Origin of the sequence: Kocuria sp. CH-021 (genome assembly GCF_049716185.1) — a bacterium.
Lineage (GTDB): Bacteria > Actinomycetota > Actinomycetes > Actinomycetales > Micrococcaceae > Kocuria > Kocuria cellulosilytica.
In genome coordinates this window covers 85,671-105,238 of sequence record NZ_JBNAFK010000002.1, presented here as the reverse complement: position 1 = coordinate 105,238, position 19,568 = coordinate 85,671, and the positions used below count along the sequence as shown (strand labels likewise).

The following is a 19,568-nucleotide window of genomic DNA, read 5'->3' as shown; positions in this document are numbered from 1 at the left end:
TCGACCCCGTCCCGGCCGTGTGCCGAGGCGGGGTCGAGCCGTTTCCGGGCGCGGTGCTCCGGGCCGGCCGACCGGAGGTCCTGGCCCGGCCGGCGGTCGGCCTCAGGTGGAGGGGATCCGGCGCAGCTCGCTGTCGTGGGCGTGGACCATCCGCCGGTAGCCGTCCCCGGCCTCGCGCATCCAGGCCACGCCCAGGGCCGGGCAGACCTCCTCCACGGTGCCCCGGCAGTGCAGCAGGCCCTGTTGCCACACCTCGATCCGGTCCCCGGGGCGCAGCTCGCCCAGGTCGTGCAGCACCTCGCCGGTCCCGACGGCCTCCCGGGCCGGCGGCTCGCTCCCGGGAACAAGCACGATCGAGGGTGCCGACTCCGGTGCCGGCGAGGGCCCGCCCGAGCGCTCTGTCATCTCCTCGGGTGCAGGCTCCTCCCCGGGCGCCGGCTCCGATCCGGACGGCACCTCGGTGAGACGGACCGGCGGGGCGAGGAACTGCTGACGGGTGTCGAGCTCGGCCACCAGCTCCTGGCAGCGGTCCTGCGTCACGGGATGGGGACCGTCCGGATCGGTGAGGTACTCCTGCTCGAGCCGGCGGCAGACACGGCTGTGCAGCACCTGCAGCTCGGTGAGATCCAGCTCCGCGAGGGCGGAGGGGAACGGGTCCGCGGGGGACAGGAACGTGTCGGGCGCCGAGGGCGCCACCGGCGGCAGGGGCGGGGACGGAGCGAGCTGGGGGTTCATGAGGGCAACCTCTCGACCGGGAACGGTGCGGCCGGCTGCTCGACCCGTTCCCAGGCTAGGCCGCCGCTCGCCCGCTGACCAGTGCTTTGCATGATTTGCAGTTCGGAGCGGAGAGCGTCAGCGGCCGGAGCGCGCCCGTCCGGGCGCTCACCCTCCGCACCGTCGTCCCCGGCCGGCTCCCTCGTCCGTCAGACGGTGCGCTCGGGGTGGGCGATCTCGCGGGCGTCGAGCTCCACGGTCAGCTCCTGGTGACGCTCGAGGGTGACCGGATGTGCTCCGGCCGCGTCACCGAGGTACTCCCGGTCGAGCTGGCGGCCGACCCTGCTGTGCAGGACGTGCAGCTCGGCGAGGGACAGCTCGGTGAGATCGGCCGGGAACGCGTCGTCGGGCATCAGATAGGTCCTGCCGGTGGGCGGGGCCACGACCTCGCTCATGCTGCTGTGGTCCCGCGGAGTGCCGGGATGGACCGGGCCGGGGCGGGCGCCGGGCGGTGCCCGTCGTCAGGGGGGAACCGGTGGAACGAGGGGAGGGGGTGGTGCACGGGGGCAGCCTCCTGCGGGTACGAGGACGTCGCGGCCGGCTGCTCGACCACGGTGCCAGACTACTGGATCCGGGGCCCGGTCGACGAGACGGGATTTCCCGCCGGCGCGGGCCCGGACCGGTGAGGTGACAGGGAGGAAACGATAGGGTGGGGCGGCGGCCCGGTGACGTGGCCGGCCCCGGCCCCCATAGCCCAATCGGCAGAGGCAGCGGACTTAAAATCCGCGCAGTGTCAGTTCGAGTCTGACTGGGGGCACGCTACAACCGCGGTATTCCGCGGCAGTTGGAAGCTGGACCGAGTGCCCAACTCGGGTTGGCCGACGTCTGCCCGCCGCGCAGGGAGCACTTCGTGCTCGAACACCAACGGGGGGACACCCGCCCTGCCGGGCGCCGGGTCTACCCCCGGCCGGCGTGGTCGGCGATCATGAGGCATGACCGATCGAGCGGAGCGGGGGACACCGGAGTTCACCCGGTTCATGCCGTGGCGCATCCGCATCCCGATCGCCGCCGTGATCTTCGCGGTGATGCCAGTGGCTCTCGCATCGGTGCCGCAGGAGCCGATCCTCCTGTGGCGGTTGCTCGTTGTCGCGGTCGGAGCCGTCGCGTTCAACCGGCTGGTGCTGAGATCGCTCAGCCTGCAGCTCGAGGAGCGGGCCGAACGCTGAGACAACCGTGCCGGCGCCACAGCAGAGGAGAACAACGGAATGAGACCACTTCGATACTCGATCAACGTCACGCTCGACGGCTGCTGCCATCACGAGGCCGGGCTTCCCCCGGACGAGGAGTCGATGCGCTACTGGACCGCTGAGATGGAGCGAGCCGATGCCCTGCTGTTCGGCCGGGTGACCTACGAGATGATGGAGTCGGCGTGGCGGAAGCCGGTCACGGGCACGTGGCCGGACTGGATGGATGAGTGGGAGATCCCGTTCGCCGAGGCCATCGACCAGGTGAAGAAGTACGTCGTGTCGAGCACGCTGAGCGAGGTCGATTGGAACGCCGAGCTGGTGCGAGGCGACGTGGGGCCAGCGGTCGAGCGGCTCAAGCAGGAGTCAGGCGAGGGCCTGTGGGTGGGTGGCGTGACGCTCCCGACGGCGTTGGCGGATCTGGGACTGATCGACGAGTACGAGTTCGTGGTGCAGCCGGTCCTTGCCGGACACGGGCCGACGTTGCTCGCCGGTCTGCGCGAGCGCATCCAGCTCGAGCTCGTGGACCGCCATGAGTTCCGGTCGGGGGCGGTCGCCCAGCGATACCGGCCCACGCGAGTTCCGGCTTGACGTGTTTTGTCCTGGCACGTCGGCCGCTCCCGCGCGACGGAACGACGGCTCGGGGTCGCGTTGCCCATGCCCCGAGCGCACGGACATATCGATGGGGCATCACCCAGAGGTGTCGGTAGCGGACAGGGCAAGCGTTGCCTGGCGCGGCCCTGCTAGGTTCACGCCATGGTGATCGAAGTGGAGCTGCGCGAGTGGGAGCAGCAGTGCTGCGGTGAGCCGTTCCGGATCGGCTCGACCGTCACCTGGAAGCTGGTGGCCCGCGACCCGGGCGAGGACAGCGGCCGGCCGGTGCCTGGGTACTGGGCGGAGCACCACGACCAGACGCCCGAGCACGTACCGCACCTGCCGGTCACCGGCGTCGTGCGCTCCGCCCAGGCCCTGCACTACGCCTTCGACGAGGGTGCGAACCCCGGCGAGATGATCATCCGACCCGGCAGCGAAGTGGCCGTGGAGCTCGACGCCGTTCCCGGCGCCGGGACGCAGTTGCCGGGGTGCACGAGGGAGCACGAGGTGCTGGCCTACCGGGTGCAGCTGGAGGTCGCCGACGACGCAGTGCTGCCGGTCTACGTGCCCGACGACTAGTCCTGGCCCAGTTCAGCCCGACGGATCGTCAGCCGGTGCGGCCGGCGGAGTGCAGGGCGCGCAGGTAGACCCAGGAGCGGCGGACGCGTAAGGCGTTGATCCCGGTGAGGACCACGAGGGCGCCCAGTGCACCCAGCCACGGGAAGCCAGGGGCGGCCAGTGCGCTGAGGGCGACAGACACAACCATGGCGATGCCGACCACCACTCCTTCGATGTTCTGGCAGGCGACGACACCGACCGCAGCCCGCACCTCGGGGTGCTCGGGCAGCGACCCGGTGTTCGCGGCCGCCGCGAACGCCGACTTCCACTGCGCCTCGCCGACCCGCTGGTCGAACCGAGGGCGAGGAGCCCGGGCCCAACGGTCGACGAGCATGACCAGACCGACCAGTGCGAGCAGCGGCACCGGCCACCAGGGCGTGCGTGTCTCGCCGTTCTCGTCCAGCACGAACCGGACGACCAGTGGCAGCCCGATGATCATCACCGCTGCCTCGGGGAGTGCGCGCACCAGGGCCTGACCCGCGGTCGGCACGGGCACTTCTGTGGTCTTTTGGGTTGCTTGTCGCATGGCACTGATGCCACCGGATGGCGTCGGCCGGCCTGTGGAGTGCACAGCTTGCAGGTAGGCCCAGCCGTGGCGGGCTTGGCGGCCCGCGACCACGGTGGCCGCAGCGCAGAGGGCCGCGAGCACCAACCACAGCCACACCGCACGAGTCGCCCAGGTGACGGTCACGCCAACAGCAGCGGCGCCGAGCAGCACGGACTTCTCGAACTGCCAGCAGGCCAGGGCCGCGGCTGCCTGGGCTGGAGATCGCGGTGGAAGTTCACCGCTCTCAGCCGCGATCGCCAGGTCCCACTTCAACGTGTCCAGCTCGGTGGTCGGTGACAGATCGGGCCGGGGCGCCTTCGTGAGTCGGTGGAGAAGGAGCGCGGCTGGAACGAGCAGTCCGGGCAGGAACAAGAACCAGTCGGATCGTGCGTTGCCCCGCTCATCCAGGCCCCACAGGGCCAGTCCTGGAATACCGAGGGTCAGCATGAGCGCGGCAGGCAGCGTTCGCACCAGCACCTGTCCGGCCCGCGGTACGGGCACCTCGTCGGTGCGCTGGGCGGGCTGGTCCATAGCGCCGACGCTACCGGCGGGCCGACGGGGAGTGGCAGGTGCACATGAGGGGAGCGACGACGCGGTGGCCGGCCTGCCAGGATGCGAGGGGGCGGGAAGGGGCGGGCGGAGAGGGACACGGGCACCACGGTCGGAAGACCCATGTGTGCGGACGGACACGACGCGGTCCCCGTCGCTACGCTGGGGTCCACGACGAGGCGGACGGGGGAGCCGATGCCCGCGGAACCGGAGGCCGGAGATACCACGGCGCCGAAGAAGGCCCGGACGTGGCTGTGGTGGGTCGCCGCGTGGTTCCTGTGGACCTTCGTCGCCGACGAGATCCTCGAGGCGGCCCTGGACTGGATGGTGGCCGCCTACGACTACGTCACCCGGGCTCAGGCCGGCCTCTGCCTGGGCTGGGGCGCCGCGGCGCTGGGCATCGTCGTGCTGGCCGGCGCCCGGCCACGCCGTCGGCGTGCACCGGACCCGGAGGCGTGAGCCGGGCGGAGCGGCGGTCCACGTCCGCGAGCACGGGACCGGTGGCTGTGTCCCGGCGAACAGGACGGGACCGGCCCCGGTGCCGGTCCCTGGGCGGGGCTACCGGGGCAGGTGGCGCTGCAGCCACAGGGTGCACCACATCTTCACCCGCAGCTCGTCCCAGTCCGGGACGTCGACGACCAGGGCGGCGGGCCCGTAGCGGTGGACGGAGGTGACGCCGTCGCGGTCGCACAGCTCGGCGATCAGGTGCTCCACCAGGCCCGGGTGCTGGGCGGGGATGTCCTCGCGCAGCCCGACGTCGAAGCAGTCCAGCTCGGCGACCACGGTCACCAGCGGCTCCTGCAGAGCCGCCGCCTCCGGGCCGTCCCCCTGGAGGGCGTCGATGGTGCGGCGGGTGTGGGCCAGCATCTCGGTCCCGCTCATGGCCGGCCGTCCGTGGGCGGACTGATAGGCGCTGTAGAGCGGCAGGCCGGGCAGGAAGAGGTGGTGGTGGTCGGTGCCGAGCACCGGATAGTTCAGCAGCGGGTGGTCGGCCATGATGTGCTCGCCGACCTGCCAGGTCGCCTGCGGCACGGCGGTGGCGAGGACCTGGCCGAGGTAGGAGACGAAGCCGTCGACGAGGGCGATCGTGGCGGCCGGTGGGTGCGGGTCCACGAGCCGGCCGTGCCGGGCCCAGGACGGCCAGTCGGGCCGGGTCGGATCCTCGGTCAGGGAGTGGGCGGCCGTGCCGAGCTCGACGGCCCGGGCGGAGATCCAGGCCCACAGCGGGGAGACGGAGTAGACGGAGCCGTCGAGCATCTCGGACGGGTCCATGCCGTGTCCGGCCAGCGCTGCGCGCAGGTGCTGGAGCGCCGGGTCGCGTTCGGCGAGGTAGGCGTCGAGCGCGTCGGCGGCTTGCGTGGCATCCATCAGCTCGTACGGCACATCACCCATGGGGCGACTCTACTGCCCTCCGCGGCGGTCCCGTGGCGCGCGGGGTCGGCCCGGTCCGCCGTCGGCGTCCGGAACGACTGCGGAAGAAGACACCTCCCCACGGTCACCCCGCACCCGGACGCGCAGCGGCCCCGCTCCGAGGACGGAGCGGGGCCGCTGCGGGAACGGTGCCGGATCAGCGGTAGTCGATCCGGATCTTTCCGCCGGGGCTCCAGGTGATGGAGCCGCCCTGGAAGTACTGCACCACGGACCGGTCGGCGCGGGTGATCTCCCCCGTCCGGGGGAAGCCCAGGCGGCTCTTCGTGCCGCCGAGCGCGAGGTAGGACCGGCCGATCGAGCCCTTGATCTCCTGTGCGTAGGTGCTGGGGCTCCAGTAGATCCGGCCGTTCTGGAACACCTGGTAGACCCCGCCCGTGCCGGTGGGCGCCTCGTCGGACGTCGGGTGGCCCAGGGGGCCGGCGGTGCCGCCGGAGCGGTCGTGCCGGCCGCCGATCGAACCCTTGAGGGGGTGCGCCCCGGCGGTGGCGCTCCAGACGATCCTGCCCCGCTGGAAGGACTGGGAGGTGCCTCCCCGGCCGTCGGAGACGGCCGCGGCCGTGGGATAGCCCAGCGAGCCCTGCTCGCTGCCGGCCCGGAAGTAGGCGGCGCTGGTGGCGCCGGTGACCGCGTGCGCCCCGTGGGCGGAGCTCCACAGGATCCGCCCGTTCTGGAAGGTCTGGTAGTACCCGCCGATGCCGTTGCCCCGGCGGTCCGCGGTGGGGTACCCGAGAGCGCCCTTCTCGCTGCCCGCCGCGGCGTAGGTCCGGTCGATGTCGCCGGTCAGGGCGTGGGACCCGCTGCGGGAGGACCAGAGGATCCGGCCGTTCTGGAACAGCTGGTAGGCCCCGCCGATGCCGTTGGACCTCTCGTCGGAGCGCGGGAAGCGCAGGACGCCGGCGGCGGTGCCGTTGCGCTTGTACGCGGACTCGACCCCGCCGCGCACCCAGTGGGCGCCGGTGGCCGAGGTCCAGTAGATCGTGCCCTTGCTGAAGGTCTGGCGGACCCCGCCGGCGATGGGCTGCTCGTGCGAGGTCGGCGCCCCCGTCTCGCTCTTGATCCGCTGGTACAGCGAGCCGATCGCACCCTTGGTGGTGTAGGTCGGCGTCGGCGCGGCCGGTGCCGCGGTCTCGGCGGGCTTCGTGATCCAGAGGGCGTCGTGGGTGTTCAGCGTCTTGCCCCCGGGCAGGGTGGACCAGACGTCCCCGGAGTCCAGGATCAGCTGCTTGTACTGGTCGGAGTCCAGCGTCGGGTTCTTCTGCTTGAGCAGGGCCAGGGTGCCGGCCACGTGCGGGGTGGCCATCGAGGTGCCGTAGTCGAAGCGGCTGTTGGGCGCCACCGGCGTGGTCCTGCCGGTGTTGCCCGCGGAGAGGATGTGGTGGCCCGGGGCGTAGATGTCCACGGCGCTGCCGTGGTTGGAGTAGCTGGCCCGGACCCGGTCGGAGCCGATGGCGCCGACCGTGATCACGTTGTAGCAGTTGCCCGGGGCGTACTCGATCGCCGGGCGGCCGCTGTTGCCCGCGGCCACGGCCACGGGGATGTTCCGGAACCAGGCCGTGTTGATGGCGTTCTGGAGGGTCGGCGAGCACGCCCCGCCCATGGACAGGGACATGTTGATCACGTCGGCGCGCTTGCGCGGGGCGGGGGCCCCGGCCACGGGGTCCCCGGCCAGCCACCGCACGGCGTCGGCCATGTCGGAGACGTAGCCGAAGCCGCACGCGCCCAGGGCGCGGGCGTTGAGCAGGGTCGCGTCGGGGGCGACACCGACGGTGCCGTAGCTGTCGCGCTTGGCGGCCACGGTCCCGGCCACGTGCGTGCCGTGCCAGATGGAGTTGGTGGCCGCGGAGCCGCTGTAGCACTGCCCGGCCGTGGAGTAGGTGCCCGGGTCGCGGGCGTCGGTGTCCCGGCCGTTGCCGTCGTTGCCGAGGGCGGCGGTGGAGACGAAGTCGTAGCCGCCGATGGTCTGGGAGTCCAGGTCCGGGTGGTTGGCGAAGCCGGTGTCGACGACCCCGACCGTGACGCCCTTGCCGGTGGCGGTGTCCCACGCCTCGAAGGCCCGCAGGTTGGTGAGGGCCCACAGGGACGGGACGCCCGGGTCGGTGGCGGTCGCGGCGACGGAGCCCATGCCCTCCGGCTCCGCCTCGTCCGTGCCGGGGATCCGGGCGGTGGAGACGAGGCGGTCGGGCTCGGCGTAGGCCACGGCCGGGTCCTTGGTGAGCTCGTCGGCCAGTTTCTCGGCCTGGTCGGTCGAGACCTCGCCGGCCAGCTCGACGACGGCCGCGCCGTCGCCGGTGGTGCGGACCTCGGTGGTCTCCTCGGCCTCCGGGACGTCGGCCTCGGCGGCGGCGTCCTCGACGGCCCGTTCCGACTCGGCCTCGCTCACGGGGGTGCGGTACTTGACGATCATCCGGTCGGTGATCTCCGGAGGGGCCTCGCCGCTGAGCTGCTGGGGGCGCAGGGTCGTGGCGTTCTCGGCGGGGGAGGCCGTCGCGGGCGTGAGGGGAGCCAGCACGAGGGCCAGGGTGAGAGCGGACAGGGTGGGGGCGAGCATGGATCGTTGCATGGGCGAACTCCTGGGGGGTGGGGGGATCCCGGAACAGGTTCTCACATGCAAATCAATGCGAATAGATCTAAGTCAAGATCACGGCTTCATCACGAAGTGTGACGCTCCGGGGTCGGTGGGGCGGCCCGGGCGGACCGGGTCAGGCGACTCCCACCAGCACGGCGAGCCACCGGAGGTGCTGCAGCAGCGACGGGACACCGGCGGTCAGCAGGGCCACGGCGGCCGCGGACGTGGCGCGGCCCAGGTGGCTCCGGGCGGCGGCGCGGGCCGTGGCGCGGACGGCGGGGGAGCGGCGGCGCGCGGCCGGCGCGAGGTCGAGCGCGGCCTGGACCAGGCTCCACAGGGCCGTGGCGCCGGACCCGGCGACGAGGAGGCAGCCGTAGAGGAGGACGGCTCCGGGCAGCTGGACCACCGGTGAGCGCCCGGTTCAGTCCGCGAGCACGGCGGCGCCCAGGCCCACGGCGAGCACCCCGGCCACCGCCCAGGTGAGGCGGTAGGCCCGGCGGTAGTGCTCGGCGCTGCGGAGCTCGAGCCACGCGGCGGTGTGCGGGGCGGGGGCGGCGCCCGGGGAAGTGCCCGGGGAAGTGCCCGGGGAGGCCTGCGCGCGGCGCAGCCGGCCGATGGCGCCGAGGTAGCGGCTCCAGTGCAGGACGGCGAGGGACCCCACGGCGAGCAGGACCGGGATCGCGGCCAGCGGCACCCAGTGGGCGGCGGACTCGGGCATGACGGGCCTCCGGAGCGGGACGACGGTCGTTCCTCCCAGCATGTGTGCACCAGCAAAGAACTGTCTGTCCGCTCTCCTGGGGCCGCGGCCCGGGCCGCATGCACGCCCTCGGCTTAAGCACAGCAGTTCTTCTGCTTCCGTGCGGTTCCCGTTGCTACCCTGGAGGCACATCTCGCACATCAGTGCCACGGAAGGACCCCTCAATGGCCGGCGGTAACCCGCTTCTCCGCGATTTCTCGAAGCCGGGCGCAGGCAGCGCCCAGCCCTCCGGGAACCAGTACGGACAGAACTCCTACGGAACCCCCTACCAGCAGCAGCCCGGCTACGGGCAGACGGGCTACCAGCAGGGCGGCTACGGCCGGCCGCAGCAGGGTGTCCCGTACTCGGCCGAGCGCCTCGACTCGATGTACAACGCCCCGGCCGCCGGGACGAACCAGACCGGCCGGATGACCTACGACGACGTCATCATGCGCACCGCCACGGTGCTCGGCGCCGTGGTCGTCGGCGCGCTCGCCGGCTGGATCATGCCGATCCTCACCATCCCCGGTGCCCTGATCGGTCTCGTCCTGGGCCTGGTCAACGCGTTCAAGCGCCAGCCCTCGCCGGCCCTGATCCTGGCCTACGGCCTGTTCGAGGGCATGTTCCTCGGCGGCATCTCGCAGATGTTCGAGGCCATGTACCCGGGCATCGCCGTCCAGGCCGTGATCGGCACCCTCGCGGTGTTCGGCTCCGTGCTCGTGCTCTTCCGCTCGGGCAAGCTGCGGGCCTCCGCGAGGGCGACCAAGATCTTCATGGTCGCGCTCATGGCCTACTTCGTGTTCGCCCTCGTCAACCTGGGCGCGGTCCTGCTGTTCGGCTTCAACATCCGCACCGACAGCCCCCTCGGCCCCTGGCTGGGCCTGGCCATCGGCGCGATCGCCATCCTGCTGGCCGCGTACAGCTTCGTGCTCGACTTCGAGAACATCAAGCGCGGCGTCGAGGTCGGCGTCCCGGAGAAGATGGCCTGGTCCGCGGCCTTCGGCCTCACGGTCACGCTCGTGTGGCTCTACATCGAGATCCTGCGCATCCTGGCGATCATCCGGGAGATGACCTCGAACTAGGTCCTCCCGCTCCGGCCCAGCGCGGCCCACGACGGCCCGGCACCCGCCCACCGCGGGTGCCGGGCCGTCGTCGTGCCCCGGCGCGCGGGCGCAGGACGGGCGTCAGTGGTAGGAGATCCGGGGCCCGGGGGTGGGCCGGGTGGCCGCGTGCTCGGCCGCCACGCCCCGGGGCGGGCGGCCCACGAACAGCCAGCCGAGGAGCTTTTCCTCCGCGGCCAGCCCGTAGAAGGCGCGGACCGCGTCCTCGCGCGCGCCGTCGCGCTCGGCCCACACGGTGCCCCAGCCGGCCGCCCAGAACGCGGCCTCGAGCAGCGGGCGGGCCCCGTGCGCCGCGTTGAGCTGCTCCTTGCGGGAGAGGCCCAGGGCGTCGTCGGGACTGAAGACGAGGGCGCAGCCCATCCCGCCCGTGCTCGCCCACTTCAGGGCGCCCCGGAACGCCGCGAGCCGGCGCAGCTGCTTGCTCTTGAGCCGCGGGAACGGCGCCGACATGTTGGGCACCCGGGTCATCCCCGCCAGTGCCGCCGCGAGCTCCGGGGCGGAGCGGCGGGTGGTCACGGCCACCCGCCAGCTCAGTCCCGGCTCGGCGGCCGCAGTGCCTGCGGCGGCGCGGAGCACGGCCTCCAGCTCCTCCCGGGGAGGGGCGTCCGGGGTCAGGGCGGGCGCCGGCCGGCGCTGGGCGAGGACGCGGAGGAACGTGCGTGACATGCCGCCAGTCTTCCACCGTGCGCGCGCCGCGGGCGGGAGCGGCGTCCCGGGCCCCGGCCGGGCGTCGCCGGCCGGTCGCACGGGCGTGCCAAGATGTCTTCATGCCTTCGACTTCGCACGACGCCGAGCGGCCTCCGCTGCCCGGGCCGAGCAACGAGCTCCCCCCGTTGCACGGCAACGCCGCGGGAGGGGTCGCGGTCTCCGTGCGGGTCGCCGCGGCGTGGTCGTGGCGGCTCATCATCATCCTCGCGGCCGTGGGGCTGCTCGGCTACATGCTCTCCACGATCACGGTGGTCATCATCCCCGTGCTCATCGCGGGCCTGCTCGCCGGGCTCCTGTTCCCGCTGGTGAAGTGGCTGCGGGGGCGGCACGTGCCGGCGGGCCTGGCCTCGGGCCTCGCGGTGCTCCTGCTCATCGGGCTCGTGACGGGCCTGCTGGTGCTCGCCGGCCGGCAGATCGTGCTCGGCTTCGCGCAGCTGTCCGAGAACGTGGTGGTCGGCACGCAGCAGCTCCTGGGCTGGCTCGAGGACGGGCCCCTGAACCTCAGCGCGGACAGCGTGAACGACTGGATCGACGATCTCGGCACCACGATCCAGGACAACAGCGAGGCCATCCTCTCGGGGGCCATGTCCTTCGGCTCGACGGCGGGCAACGTGCTGACCGGCATCATCATCATGCTCTTCACCCTGCTGTTCTTCCTGATGGACGGGGAGCGGATCTGGCTCTTCCTGGTCCGGCTGTTCCCGGTCAGCGCACGGCGGGCCGTCAACGGCGCCGGCCGCCGGGGCTGGACCTCGCTCGTGCAGTACGCGCGGGTCCAGGGCTTCGTGGCCTTCGTGGACGCGGTGGGCATCGGGCTCGGCGCGGCCCTGCTCGGCGTCCCGCTCGCGCTGCCCATCGGCATCCTGGTGTTCCTGGGCTCCTTCATCCCGATCGTGGGCGCCGTGGTCACGGGGATCGTGGCGGTGCTCGTCGCCCTCGTGGCCGACGGCTTCGGCACCGCCCTGGCCATGCTCGCCGTGGTGCTCCTGGTGCAGCAGATCGAGTCCAACGTCCTGCAGCCGCTCGTGATGGGGCGGGCTGTCTCCCTGCACCCCCTCGCGGTGTTCCTGGCCGTGGCGTCCGGCACCATCCTCTTCGGCATCACCGGGGCGCTCTTCGCCGTGCCGCTGATGGCCTTCCTCAACACGGTGGTGCGCTACCTCGTGAACGGCGCGTGGCGCGCGGACGACGAGATCCCGTGGGAGCCGTACTACTTCCCGTGGGAGATCAAGAAGCACGCGCGCCGCAACGACCTCACCCGCGACCAGGTCATGGCCCAGCTCCAGCGCTTCCGCCGGACCCGCGCCAAGGAACGGCTGCAGGCCGCCCTCAAGCGCGGCCGCCGGGACGACCGCGCCCGGGCCGCGGCGGGAGCCGGCCGGCGCCCCGGCCGCGGGGCCGGCCGCAACGGTGCCGGTGGGGGGCCTCCGGCCGCGCCCGAGCGGCCACCGGGCAGCGACTAGGATGAGGACCGCGCCCGCCGCCGGCGGGCGCTCACCGTGGGCGGGCCCAGCGGCCCGCCGCGGTCCCGCCCCACGCCCCGACCGGGAAAGAAGACGCACCGTGAGCCTGGCCGAACTGCCCGTCCGCCTCGCCGACATCCAGGACGCCGCCGCGCTCCTCGAGGGCGTGATCGACCGGACCCCGGTGGCCCACTCCCGGGCGCTGTCCCGGCTGATCGGCTCCGAGGTCAACCTCAAGGCCGAGAACCTCCAGCGCGCCGGCTCCTTCAAGGTCCGCGGCGCCTACGTGCGGATGGCCAAGCTCACCGACGAGGAGAAGGCCCGGGGCGTCGTGGCGGCCTCCGCCGGCAACCACGCCCAGGGAGTGGCCCTCGCCGCGGCCAAGCTCGGCATCACCGCGCGCATCTACATGCCCCTGGGCGCGGCCCTGCCCAAGATCGCCGCGACCCAGGACCACGGGGCCGAGGTGATCCTGCACGGCACCACCGTGGACGAGGCGCTCGCCGAGGCCCAGCGCCACGCCACCGCCACCGGAGCGGTGTTCGTCCACCCCTTCGACCACGCGGACATCGTGGCCGGACAGGGCACGCTCGGCCTCGAGGTGCTCGAGCAGGTGCCCGAGGTCGACACCGTCATCACCGGGGTGGGCGGCGGGGGGCTGCTCGCCGGCGTGGCGGTGGCGGTCAAGGCCCGGGCCGAGCAGCTGGGCCGGCCCATCCGGCTGATCGGCGTGCAGGCCGAGAACGCGGCCGCCTATCCGCCCTCCCTCGCGGGGGACGCGCTCGTGACCCTGGACCGGGTCTCGACCATCGCGGACGGCATCGCCGTGGGCAAGCCGGGGCAGCTGCCGTTCAGCATCATCAAGGAGCTCACCGACGACGTCGTGACGGTCTCCGAGGACTCCCTCGCCCGGGCGCTGATCTTCCTGCTCGAGCGCAACAAGCTCGTGGTGGAGCCGGCCGGCGCCGTCGGCGTCGCGGCCCTGCTGGACGGCCGCCTGCAGAGCGCGTACCCGGACCTCGGGAACACGGTGGTGGTGCTCTCGGGCGGCAACGTGGACCCCATGCTCATGCTCAAGGTCATCCAGCGGGGCCTCTCGGCGGCCGGCCGGTACATGACCATCAAGATGATGCTCACCGACCGCCCGGGCGAGCTCGCGCGCATCTCCCAGCTCATCGCGGTCCAGGACGCCAACGTCACCGGCGTGGACCACACCCGGATCGGCGGCTCGCTCAGCCTGGGGGACGTGTCCATCACCATCGACATGGAGACCAAGGGCCACGAGCACTGCCGCCAGGTCCTCCGGGCGCTCGAGGCGGAGGGCTACCACCCCGTCGTCGTGCACTGACCGTGCGCGGGGTCCGGTCCCGGGCCACGGACGACGACGGCGCCGGTCCCCGCGGGGACCGGCGCCGCTGTGGGCGGGCGCGGTGTCAGGAGCGGCGCCGGCCGGTGAGGTAGGTGGCGAACGCGCTGACGAACGTCGCGAAGACGACGACGTTGCGCAGGCTGCCGGGCTCGCTCGCGGCCGGGTCGCCCTGGCCGGCGAAGTGCAGCACGACGGCCACGGCCCCGAGCACCACCGTCAGGACCAGCAGGACCTTGGTGCCGGGGCCGGGACTGCGCAGCCAGTGGGTCGTCACCGCGGCCTCAGCCCTTGAACGGCTTGGCGTCCAGGATCTTGACCGGGATGTCCTTGCCGTTGGGCGCGGTGTAGGACAGCTCGTCGCCGACCCGGTGGCCGGAGATCGCGGAGCCCATGGGGGACTTCTCGGAGAAGACCTCGAGGTCGCTGCCGGCGGCCAGGTCCTCGGCCACCTCGCGGGAGCCGATGAGGAAGGTCATCGCCTCGCCGGCGATCTCGGCGGTGACGACCATGCCGGCCTCGACCACGCCGTCGTCCGCCGGGGCCTCGCCGACCTGGGCGTTCTCGAGCAGGTTCTTGAGGTGGACGATGCGCCCCTCGTTCTTGCTCTGCTCCTCGCGGGCGGCGTGGTAGCCGCCGTTCTCCTTGAGGTCGCCCTCCGAGCGGGCCTGGTCGATGCGCTCCACGATCTCCTGCCGGTACGGGCCGGAGATGTGGTCGAGCTCCTTCTTCAGGCGGTCGTAGGCCTCCTGGGTGAGCCAGGCGCCGGTCTTGTTCGTGGTGGTCACATTCTCTCCTCGGTGGACGGTCGGTCGGGCCGCGGCTGCCCGCCCGGGGGTCCGGGCGGGTCCGCGGCGGACCGGGACGGCGGTGCGGGCCGCCGGTGGTGCAGGGGCCCGCTACGCAAAGACCCCGCCCCGGTGCAGGTCGTCCGTTCGGACGGTGTCCGGCTGCCGGGGACGGGGAGTCCTGGTCCCCAGTCTAGGCGGGGCGGGCGGACAAGCCCAAAGAACGGTGTCGGCGGCGACACACGGGCGCCGCGCGGCTCACTCCTCGACCCAGCAGGAGTCCACGACCGCGGTGGTCGCCAGGTTCGTGGTGCGCACCGCCGCCCGGTGGGAGCTCGTCCCGCCCTCGCTCAGCCGCTCCGCGGGCACGGCCCCGACGGTCACCTCGGCCCAGCCCACCACGGCGTACTCCTGGTTGAGCGCCTGCACCGCGCACGTCACCACGTCCTCGGGGCGCTTGGTGAGCTCGAAGTCGGCCGTGGCCCGGGCCTCCGAGACCACCTCGAAGCCGATGTCCTTGAACGTGGGGGCGCCCTGCCGGGCCGTCACCACCCAGACGACGAACACGGCCGTCAGCACGGTGGCCGCCGCCGCGAGCCCGATCCAGCCGCGCGGCCCGATGCGGCGCTCGCGGCGGGGGGCTCCGTAGCGGTCGGAGAGCAGGTCTGAGGAGTCGGTGGACACGGCGGCCTCGGGTCTCGGGGGCGGAAGCGGCGGCGGCCGGAGCCGGCCGCCGCCCGGCCACTGTAGCCGAGACGCCTGGGAGCATCCCGGGCGCGGGCCCGCCCGGCGAACGCGTAAAATGGGCGGCGGCCCGTGCCCGCACCGGCCGCACCCCGTTCCCCCGACCGTTCCCGAGAGGATTCCCCGAGTGACCTCCCTGTCAGAGATGCGCCTGCTGGCCGTCCACGCCCACCCCGACGACGAGTCGAGCAAGGGCGCCGCGACCATGGCCCACTACGTCCGGCAGGGGGTCGAGGTCATGGTGGCCACGTGCACCGGTGGGGAGCGGGGGTCGATCCTCAACGCCGAGATGGAGGGCCACCCGCACGCCGAGCGGGACCTGACCGGCCTGCGCCGGCACGAGATGGCGCACGCGGCCGCCGCGCTGGACGTCCGCCACCGCTGGCTCGGCTTCATGGACTCCGGCCTGCCCGAGGGGGACCCGCTGCCGCCGCTGCCGCCGGGCTGCTTCGCGCTGCAGCCGCTCGAGCGCGCCGCCGCGCCCCTGGTCCGGCTCGTGCGCCGGTTCCGGCCGCACGTGATCCTCACCTACGACGAGAACGGCGGCTACCCGCACCCGGACCACATCCAGACGCACAACGTCTCCGTCGAGGCGTTCCGCGCGGCCGGGGACCCGGAGCGGTACCCGGGTCTCGGCGAGCCGTGGACCCCGCAGAAGCTCTACTACGACCGGGCGTTCAACCTGGAGCGCTTCGTGGCCCTGCACGAGGCCCTCGAGGAGCGCGGCCTGCAGTCCCCGTACGCGGCCCGGATCGCGATGCTGCAGGAGAGCGACCCCGAGGGCCACCGCCCGCCGGCCCCCCGGCACGAGACCACCACCAAGGTGCGGTGCCCGGACACGTTCCCGCTGCGGGACGAGGCGCTGCGCAGCCACCGCACCCAGGTGGCGCCGGACGGGATGTTCTTCGCCGTCTCCGCCGAGCTGCAGTCCGAGGTCTGGCCGTGGGAGGACTACGTGCTCGCCGAGTCCCGGGTGCCCACCGAGCTGCCGGAGCACGACCTGTTCGCCGGGATCGTGGGCTGAGCGCCGCGATGAGCACCGTGCTGAACGCGCTCGCCCTGCTGCCCGCGATGGCGCCCAACCCGATCGACGAGGGCACCCTGCGCCCCGGCCTGGACCCGAGCCAGGTGACCCCCGGCGTGCTGGGCTTCCTCATGACGCTGCTCCTGGCCGTGGCCGTCATCTTCCTGGTGCGGGACTTCAACCGCCGCAACCGCCGCCTGCGCTACCGTGCGGAGTACGCCGAGCGCCGGGCCGCCGAGGAGCGGGTGGGCGGCTACGCCGGGGCGGACGACACCCGGACTGCCGGGGACGCCCGGGACGACGGCGCCGGGAGCGCCGGGGCCCGGGGCGCCGGGGGAGACCCGGTGGCGCCGGCCGAGGAGCCGGAGGGCCCCGACCGGCGCGGCTGAGACCGGGGCCCGCCCGCGGGCCCGTGTGCAGGACCCGAGATCCGAGGAGCTCCCGTGGCCAACCGATTGACCGGACAGTCCTCCGCCTATCTGCGCCAGCACGCGGACAACCCCGTGGACTGGCAGCCGTTCGACGCCGCCGCGTTCGCCGAGGCGGCCCGCCGCGACGTGCCGGTGTTCCTCTCCGTGGGCTACGCCGCCTGCCACTGGTGCCACGTGATGGCCCACGAGTCCTTCGAGGACCCCGAGGTCGGCGCCTACCTCAACGAGCACTTCGTGCCCGTCAAGGTGGACCGCGAGGAGCGCCCGGACGTGGACGCCACCTACATGGTGGCCACGCAGCTGATCACCCGCCAGGGCGGCTGGCCCATGAGCGCGTTCCTCACCCCGGACGGGCGGGCGTTCCACGCGGGCACGTACTTCCCGCCGCGGCCCGCGCACGGCATGCCGTCCTTCCGGCAGGTCCTCGAGGCCGTGGCCGCCGCGTGGTCGACCCGCCGGGACGAGCTCGAGCAGGCCGCGGACACGGTCGCCCGGGCCATCGCCGGGCAGGCCGAGGACCTGCGCTCCGCCCTTGCCGGCGGCGCCGTGACCGTGCCGGCGGCCGGGGAAGCGGAGGAGGACGGGCCGGACCTGGCCGCCGCGGCACTGGACGTGCTCCTGGCGGACGAGGACCCCGCGCACGGGGGCTTCGGCGGCGCCCCCAAGTTCCCGCCCTCCACGGTGCTGCTCCTGCTGGAGCGGCTCGCCGCCGGCGGGGCCCCGCGGACCGCGGACCGGGCGCGGGGCCTGCTCGGGCGCACCCTCGGCGCGATGTGCGGCTCCGCGCTGTTCGACCACGTGGGCGGAGGCTTCCACCGGTACTCCGTGACCCGGGAGTGGTCCCTGCCGCACTACGAGAAGATGCTCTACGACAACGCCCAGCTGCTGCGGGCCTGCGCGCGGGCTGCGGTCGCGGACCCCGGCGCCGGCCACGCGCGGGCCGCCGCGGACACCGCCGGGTTCCTGCTGGCGGAGCTGCGCCTGCCCGGCGGGGCGTTCGCGTCCTCCCTGGACGCGGACACGGTCTCCGCGGACGGGGACGTGCACAGCGGCGAGGGCGCGTTCTACGTGTGGAGCCGGTCGGAGCTGCGCGAGGTCCTGGGCGCCGACCGCGGCACGGCCGTGGCCGACCTCATGGGCGTGGCGGCCGGGGCCCCGCAGCCCCTGCACCCCGGGCGGGTCCTGGACGGGACCGACCTGGCGCTGTGGGACGACGCCCGCCCCGAGCTCGCCGCCGCCCGCTCCCGGCGCCCCGCCCCGGCCCGGGACGACAAGGTCGTGGTCGGCTGGAACGGGATGACGGTCACCGCGCTGGCGGAGGCCGGGGTGCTGCTGGAGGACCCGGCGCTCGTGCTCGCCGCCGAGGAGGCCGCAGCGCACCTGTGGGCGGTGCACTGGGACCCGTCCCGCCGGAGCCTGGCGCGCACCAGCCACGCGGGCTCGGCGGAGCGCTCGATCGAGGGCCTGCTCGAGGACTACGCGATGGTCGCCGAGGGCTTCCTCGCGCTGTACCGGGCCACCGGGGCGGCGCCCTGGTACGAGCGGGCCCGGGAGCTCGCCGACGTCGCCGCGGAGCGGTTCTCGCACCCGGGCCCGGACGGCGGGCCGGAGCGGGTCTGGTCCGACCTGGCGGACGTCCCGGCGCCGCTGCTCGCGGCGGGCAGCTCCGGGCGGGCGGAGCCCCTCGACGACGTCACCCCGGCCGGGACGGCCGTGCTCGCCGCGGTGCACGTGGAGCTGTGGGCCCTGGAGGAGGACGAGCACCGGCTGGGGGCGGTCCCCTCCCTGCTGGGGCCCCTGGAGCTGCTGGCCCGCCGCTCGCCCCGCAGCGCCGGCCGGGCCCTGGCCGTGCGGGCGGAGCTCGGGTCCGCCCCGGCGCACGTGGTGCTCGCCGGCGGGACCGCCGAGGACAAGCTCGCGGCCCGGCGGGCCGTGGGCCCCGCCGCGGTGCTGAGCACGCGGGTGGTGGACGCCGACGCCCCGGGGGCGCCGGGCTCGGCCCGCGGGAAGGCCGCGCTCGGCGGGCGGTTCACGGTGTACATGTGCCGGGACTTCGCCTGCCGCGCCCCCGTGCACTCGGTCGCGGAGCTCCAGGAGCAGCTGGCCGGGGCGGACCCGCTCAGCTGAGCATCGCGAGCATGATCGCCACGTAGTGCAGCGCGAAGCCCAGCACCGTGAAGGCGTGGAAGACCTCGTGGAAGCTGAACACCTCGGGCAGCAGCCGCGGGCGCCGGGTGCCGTACACCACGGCTCCGGTGATGTAGGCCACCCCGCCGGCGGCGGTGAGCGCGGCGGCCGGTGGGCTGGCCTGCCAGAACTGCGGGAGGTAGAAGAGGGCCAGGCAGCCCATCACCACGTACAGCGGGGTGTACAGCCAGCGGGGCGCGAGGGTCCACAGCAGCCGGAAGGCCACCAGGCCGGCGGCGCAGGACCAGATCACGACGAGCAGCAGCCGGGACTGCGCCGGGGCCAGCAGCGCGACGGCCAGCGGCGTGTAGGTGCCGGCGATCAGCAGCGCGATGTTCGAGTGGTCCATCCGGCGCAGGACCATGTGCAGCCGCCGGGGCCAGTAGGCGCGGTGGTAGATCGCCGACACGCCGAACAGCAGGATGCCCGTTCCGCCGTACACGGCGCACGCGATCCGCAGCTCGGTGCTGGGCGCCAGCAGGATCGCCACGAGGCCCAGAACGACGACGACGGGCGTGAAACTCGCGTGGATCCAGCCCCGCCACGCGGGCTTGCGCTCCACGAGGTCCTCGATCCGGTGCTCGACCGCCTGCTCGACGCGGCCGGCGGCCCGGCCGACGGCGCCGTGCGAGTGCTCCATGATGATCCTTCCGGCGTGCTGTGCGTGAGTCCGACCGGTCTCCCACCGGGTAGTTTAGGAGGCGTCCCCGAGAGCCGGCCGGGTCCGTGACGGCCGC

Annotated in this window: 22 protein-coding genes and 1 tRNA gene; 11 read left to right on the top strand and 12 right to left on the bottom strand. The window is 73.6% G+C overall.

The window, feature by feature from the left end; translation table 11 throughout:
* Positions 1 to 102 precede the first annotated feature (102 nt).
* Together ACPYN7_RS01800 and ACPYN7_RS01795 are read right to left on the bottom strand one after the other, a co-directional pair.
* On the bottom strand, positions 103 to 735 hold the full coding sequence (locus ACPYN7_RS01800) for a hypothetical protein (RefSeq protein ID WP_424346518.1): 633 nt from the start codon (positions 733 to 735) through the stop codon (positions 103 to 105).
* A 188-nt stretch (positions 736 to 923) separates the two neighbouring features.
* Positions 924 to 1,169, bottom strand: coding sequence for a hypothetical protein (locus ACPYN7_RS01795; RefSeq protein WP_157571383.1), 246 nt, complete (start codon positions 1,167 to 1,169; stop codon positions 924 to 926).
* A gap of 288 nt (positions 1,170 to 1,457) precedes the next feature.
* Between ACPYN7_RS01795 and ACPYN7_RS01790 the strand changes: the two genes are divergently transcribed.
* The 4 genes from ACPYN7_RS01790 to ACPYN7_RS01775 all read left to right on the top strand — a co-directional run bounded on the left by ACPYN7_RS01790 (position 1,458) and on the right by ACPYN7_RS01775 (position 3,131).
* A tRNA-Leu gene (locus ACPYN7_RS01790) sits at positions 1,458 to 1,531 on the top strand.
* Positions 1,532 to 1,706: 175 nt separating this feature from the next.
* A complete protein-coding gene (locus tag ACPYN7_RS01785) occupies positions 1,707 to 1,940 on the top strand; it encodes a hypothetical protein (protein ID WP_424346517.1) in 234 nt (77 codons plus the stop codon).
* Between the two features lie 39 nt (positions 1,941 to 1,979).
* Entirely contained in the window at positions 1,980 to 2,549 is a 570-nt protein-coding gene (locus ACPYN7_RS01780; RefSeq protein WP_424346516.1) for a dihydrofolate reductase family protein, read from the top strand.
* Between the two features lie 165 nt (positions 2,550 to 2,714).
* Positions 2,715 to 3,131: a DUF6578 domain-containing protein gene (locus ACPYN7_RS01775; protein ID WP_424346515.1), complete on the top strand. Its 417-nt coding sequence runs from the start codon at positions 2,715 to 2,717 to the stop codon at positions 3,129 to 3,131.
* A 28-nt stretch (positions 3,132 to 3,159) separates the two neighbouring features.
* Here the strand turns inward: ACPYN7_RS01775 and ACPYN7_RS01770 are convergent, their stop codons facing one another.
* Entirely contained in the window at positions 3,160 to 4,248 is a 1,089-nt protein-coding gene (locus ACPYN7_RS01770; RefSeq protein ID WP_424346514.1) for a hypothetical protein, read from the bottom strand.
* A 213-nt stretch (positions 4,249 to 4,461) separates the two neighbouring features.
* Here ACPYN7_RS01770 and ACPYN7_RS01765 point away from each other — a divergent pair, with 213 nt between their 5' ends.
* The gene (locus ACPYN7_RS01765) at positions 4,462 to 4,725 is read left to right on the top strand and encodes a hypothetical protein (RefSeq protein WP_424346513.1); all 264 of its coding nucleotides are present in this window, start codon (positions 4,462 to 4,464) and stop codon (positions 4,723 to 4,725) included.
* Between the two features lie 99 nt (positions 4,726 to 4,824).
* Here the strand turns inward: ACPYN7_RS01765 and ACPYN7_RS01760 are convergent, their stop codons facing one another.
* The 4 genes from ACPYN7_RS01760 to ACPYN7_RS01745 form a co-directional block, all read right to left on the bottom strand.
* Positions 4,825 to 5,658, bottom strand: coding sequence for a hypothetical protein (locus ACPYN7_RS01760; protein WP_082697086.1), 834 nt, complete (start codon positions 5,656 to 5,658; stop codon positions 4,825 to 4,827).
* 175 nt (positions 5,659 to 5,833) lie between these two features.
* Positions 5,834 to 8,257, bottom strand: coding sequence for a S8 family serine peptidase (locus ACPYN7_RS01755; protein ID WP_157571384.1), 2,424 nt, complete (start codon positions 8,255 to 8,257; stop codon positions 5,834 to 5,836).
* Positions 8,258 to 8,396: 139 nt separating this feature from the next.
* The gene (locus ACPYN7_RS01750; RefSeq protein WP_058874384.1) at positions 8,397 to 8,669 is read right to left on the bottom strand and encodes a hypothetical protein; all 273 of its coding nucleotides are present in this window, start codon (positions 8,667 to 8,669) and stop codon (positions 8,397 to 8,399) included.
* 15 nt (positions 8,670 to 8,684) lie between these two features.
* The gene (locus tag ACPYN7_RS01745) at positions 8,685 to 8,981 is read right to left on the bottom strand and encodes a hypothetical protein (RefSeq protein ID WP_424346512.1); all 297 of its coding nucleotides are present in this window, start codon (positions 8,979 to 8,981) and stop codon (positions 8,685 to 8,687) included.
* A 203-nt stretch (positions 8,982 to 9,184) separates the two neighbouring features.
* Here ACPYN7_RS01745 and ACPYN7_RS01740 point away from each other — a divergent pair, with 203 nt between their 5' ends.
* Positions 9,185 to 10,081 carry a Bax inhibitor-1/YccA family protein gene (locus ACPYN7_RS01740; RefSeq protein WP_058874386.1) on the top strand — a complete coding sequence of 299 codons (897 nt, stop codon included), beginning with the start codon at positions 9,185 to 9,187 and terminating at the stop codon, positions 10,079 to 10,081.
* Between the two features lie 102 nt (positions 10,082 to 10,183).
* Here ACPYN7_RS01740 and ACPYN7_RS01735 read toward each other — a convergent pair whose 3' ends face one another.
* Positions 10,184 to 10,786 carry a nitroreductase family protein gene (locus tag ACPYN7_RS01735; RefSeq protein ID WP_058874387.1) on the bottom strand — a complete coding sequence of 201 codons (603 nt, stop codon included), beginning with the start codon at positions 10,784 to 10,786 and terminating at the stop codon, positions 10,184 to 10,186.
* A 101-nt stretch (positions 10,787 to 10,887) separates the two neighbouring features.
* On the opposite strand from ACPYN7_RS01735, the gene ACPYN7_RS01730 reads away from it, so the two are divergent.
* A complete protein-coding gene (locus ACPYN7_RS01730) occupies positions 10,888 to 12,291 on the top strand; it encodes an AI-2E family transporter (RefSeq protein ID WP_424346511.1) in 1,404 nt (467 codons plus the stop codon).
* A 100-nt stretch (positions 12,292 to 12,391) separates the two neighbouring features.
* On the top strand, positions 12,392 to 13,639 hold the full coding sequence (ilvA, locus tag ACPYN7_RS01725) for a threonine ammonia-lyase (protein WP_058874389.1): 1,248 nt from the start codon (positions 12,392 to 12,394) through the stop codon (positions 13,637 to 13,639).
* A gap of 85 nt (positions 13,640 to 13,724) precedes the next feature.
* Here ilvA and ACPYN7_RS01720 read toward each other — a convergent pair whose 3' ends face one another.
* From ACPYN7_RS01720 to ACPYN7_RS01710, 3 genes are all read right to left on the bottom strand, one after another.
* Entirely contained in the window at positions 13,725 to 13,934 is a 210-nt protein-coding gene (locus ACPYN7_RS01720) for a hypothetical protein (protein ID WP_058874390.1), read from the bottom strand.
* 7 nt (positions 13,935 to 13,941) lie between these two features.
* Complete coding sequence (gene greA, locus ACPYN7_RS01715) at positions 13,942 to 14,445, bottom strand: transcription elongation factor GreA (protein ID WP_058874391.1); 504 nt, start codon at positions 14,443 to 14,445, stop codon at positions 13,942 to 13,944.
* Between the two features lie 258 nt (positions 14,446 to 14,703).
* The gene (locus ACPYN7_RS01710; RefSeq protein ID WP_058874392.1) at positions 14,704 to 15,129 is read right to left on the bottom strand and encodes a DUF4307 domain-containing protein; all 426 of its coding nucleotides are present in this window, start codon (positions 15,127 to 15,129) and stop codon (positions 14,704 to 14,706) included.
* Positions 15,130 to 15,334: 205 nt separating this feature from the next.
* Here ACPYN7_RS01710 and mca point away from each other — a divergent pair, with 205 nt between their 5' ends.
* Genes mca through ACPYN7_RS01695 form a run of 3 tightly spaced genes read left to right on the top strand, consistent with a single transcriptional unit; the run spans position 15,335 to position 18,771 of the window.
* Positions 15,335 to 16,213: a mycothiol conjugate amidase Mca gene (gene mca / locus ACPYN7_RS01705; RefSeq protein WP_424346595.1), complete on the top strand. Its 879-nt coding sequence runs from the start codon at positions 15,335 to 15,337 to the stop codon at positions 16,211 to 16,213.
* Between the two features lie 8 nt (positions 16,214 to 16,221).
* Positions 16,222 to 16,602: a hypothetical protein gene (locus ACPYN7_RS01700; protein WP_058874393.1), complete on the top strand. Its 381-nt coding sequence runs from the start codon at positions 16,222 to 16,224 to the stop codon at positions 16,600 to 16,602.
* A 54-nt stretch (positions 16,603 to 16,656) separates the two neighbouring features.
* Complete coding sequence (locus ACPYN7_RS01695) at positions 16,657 to 18,771, top strand: thioredoxin domain-containing protein (RefSeq protein WP_082697088.1); 2,115 nt, start codon at positions 16,657 to 16,659, stop codon at positions 18,769 to 18,771.
* Here ACPYN7_RS01695 and trhA read toward each other — a convergent pair.
* Positions 18,764 to 19,471, bottom strand: a complete 708-nt coding sequence (gene trhA, locus ACPYN7_RS01690) for a PAQR family membrane homeostasis protein TrhA (RefSeq protein WP_058874395.1) — start codon at positions 19,469 to 19,471, stop codon at positions 18,764 to 18,766. The genes ACPYN7_RS01695 and trhA overlap by 8 nt on opposite strands.
* Positions 19,472 to 19,568: the final 97 nt, after the last annotated feature.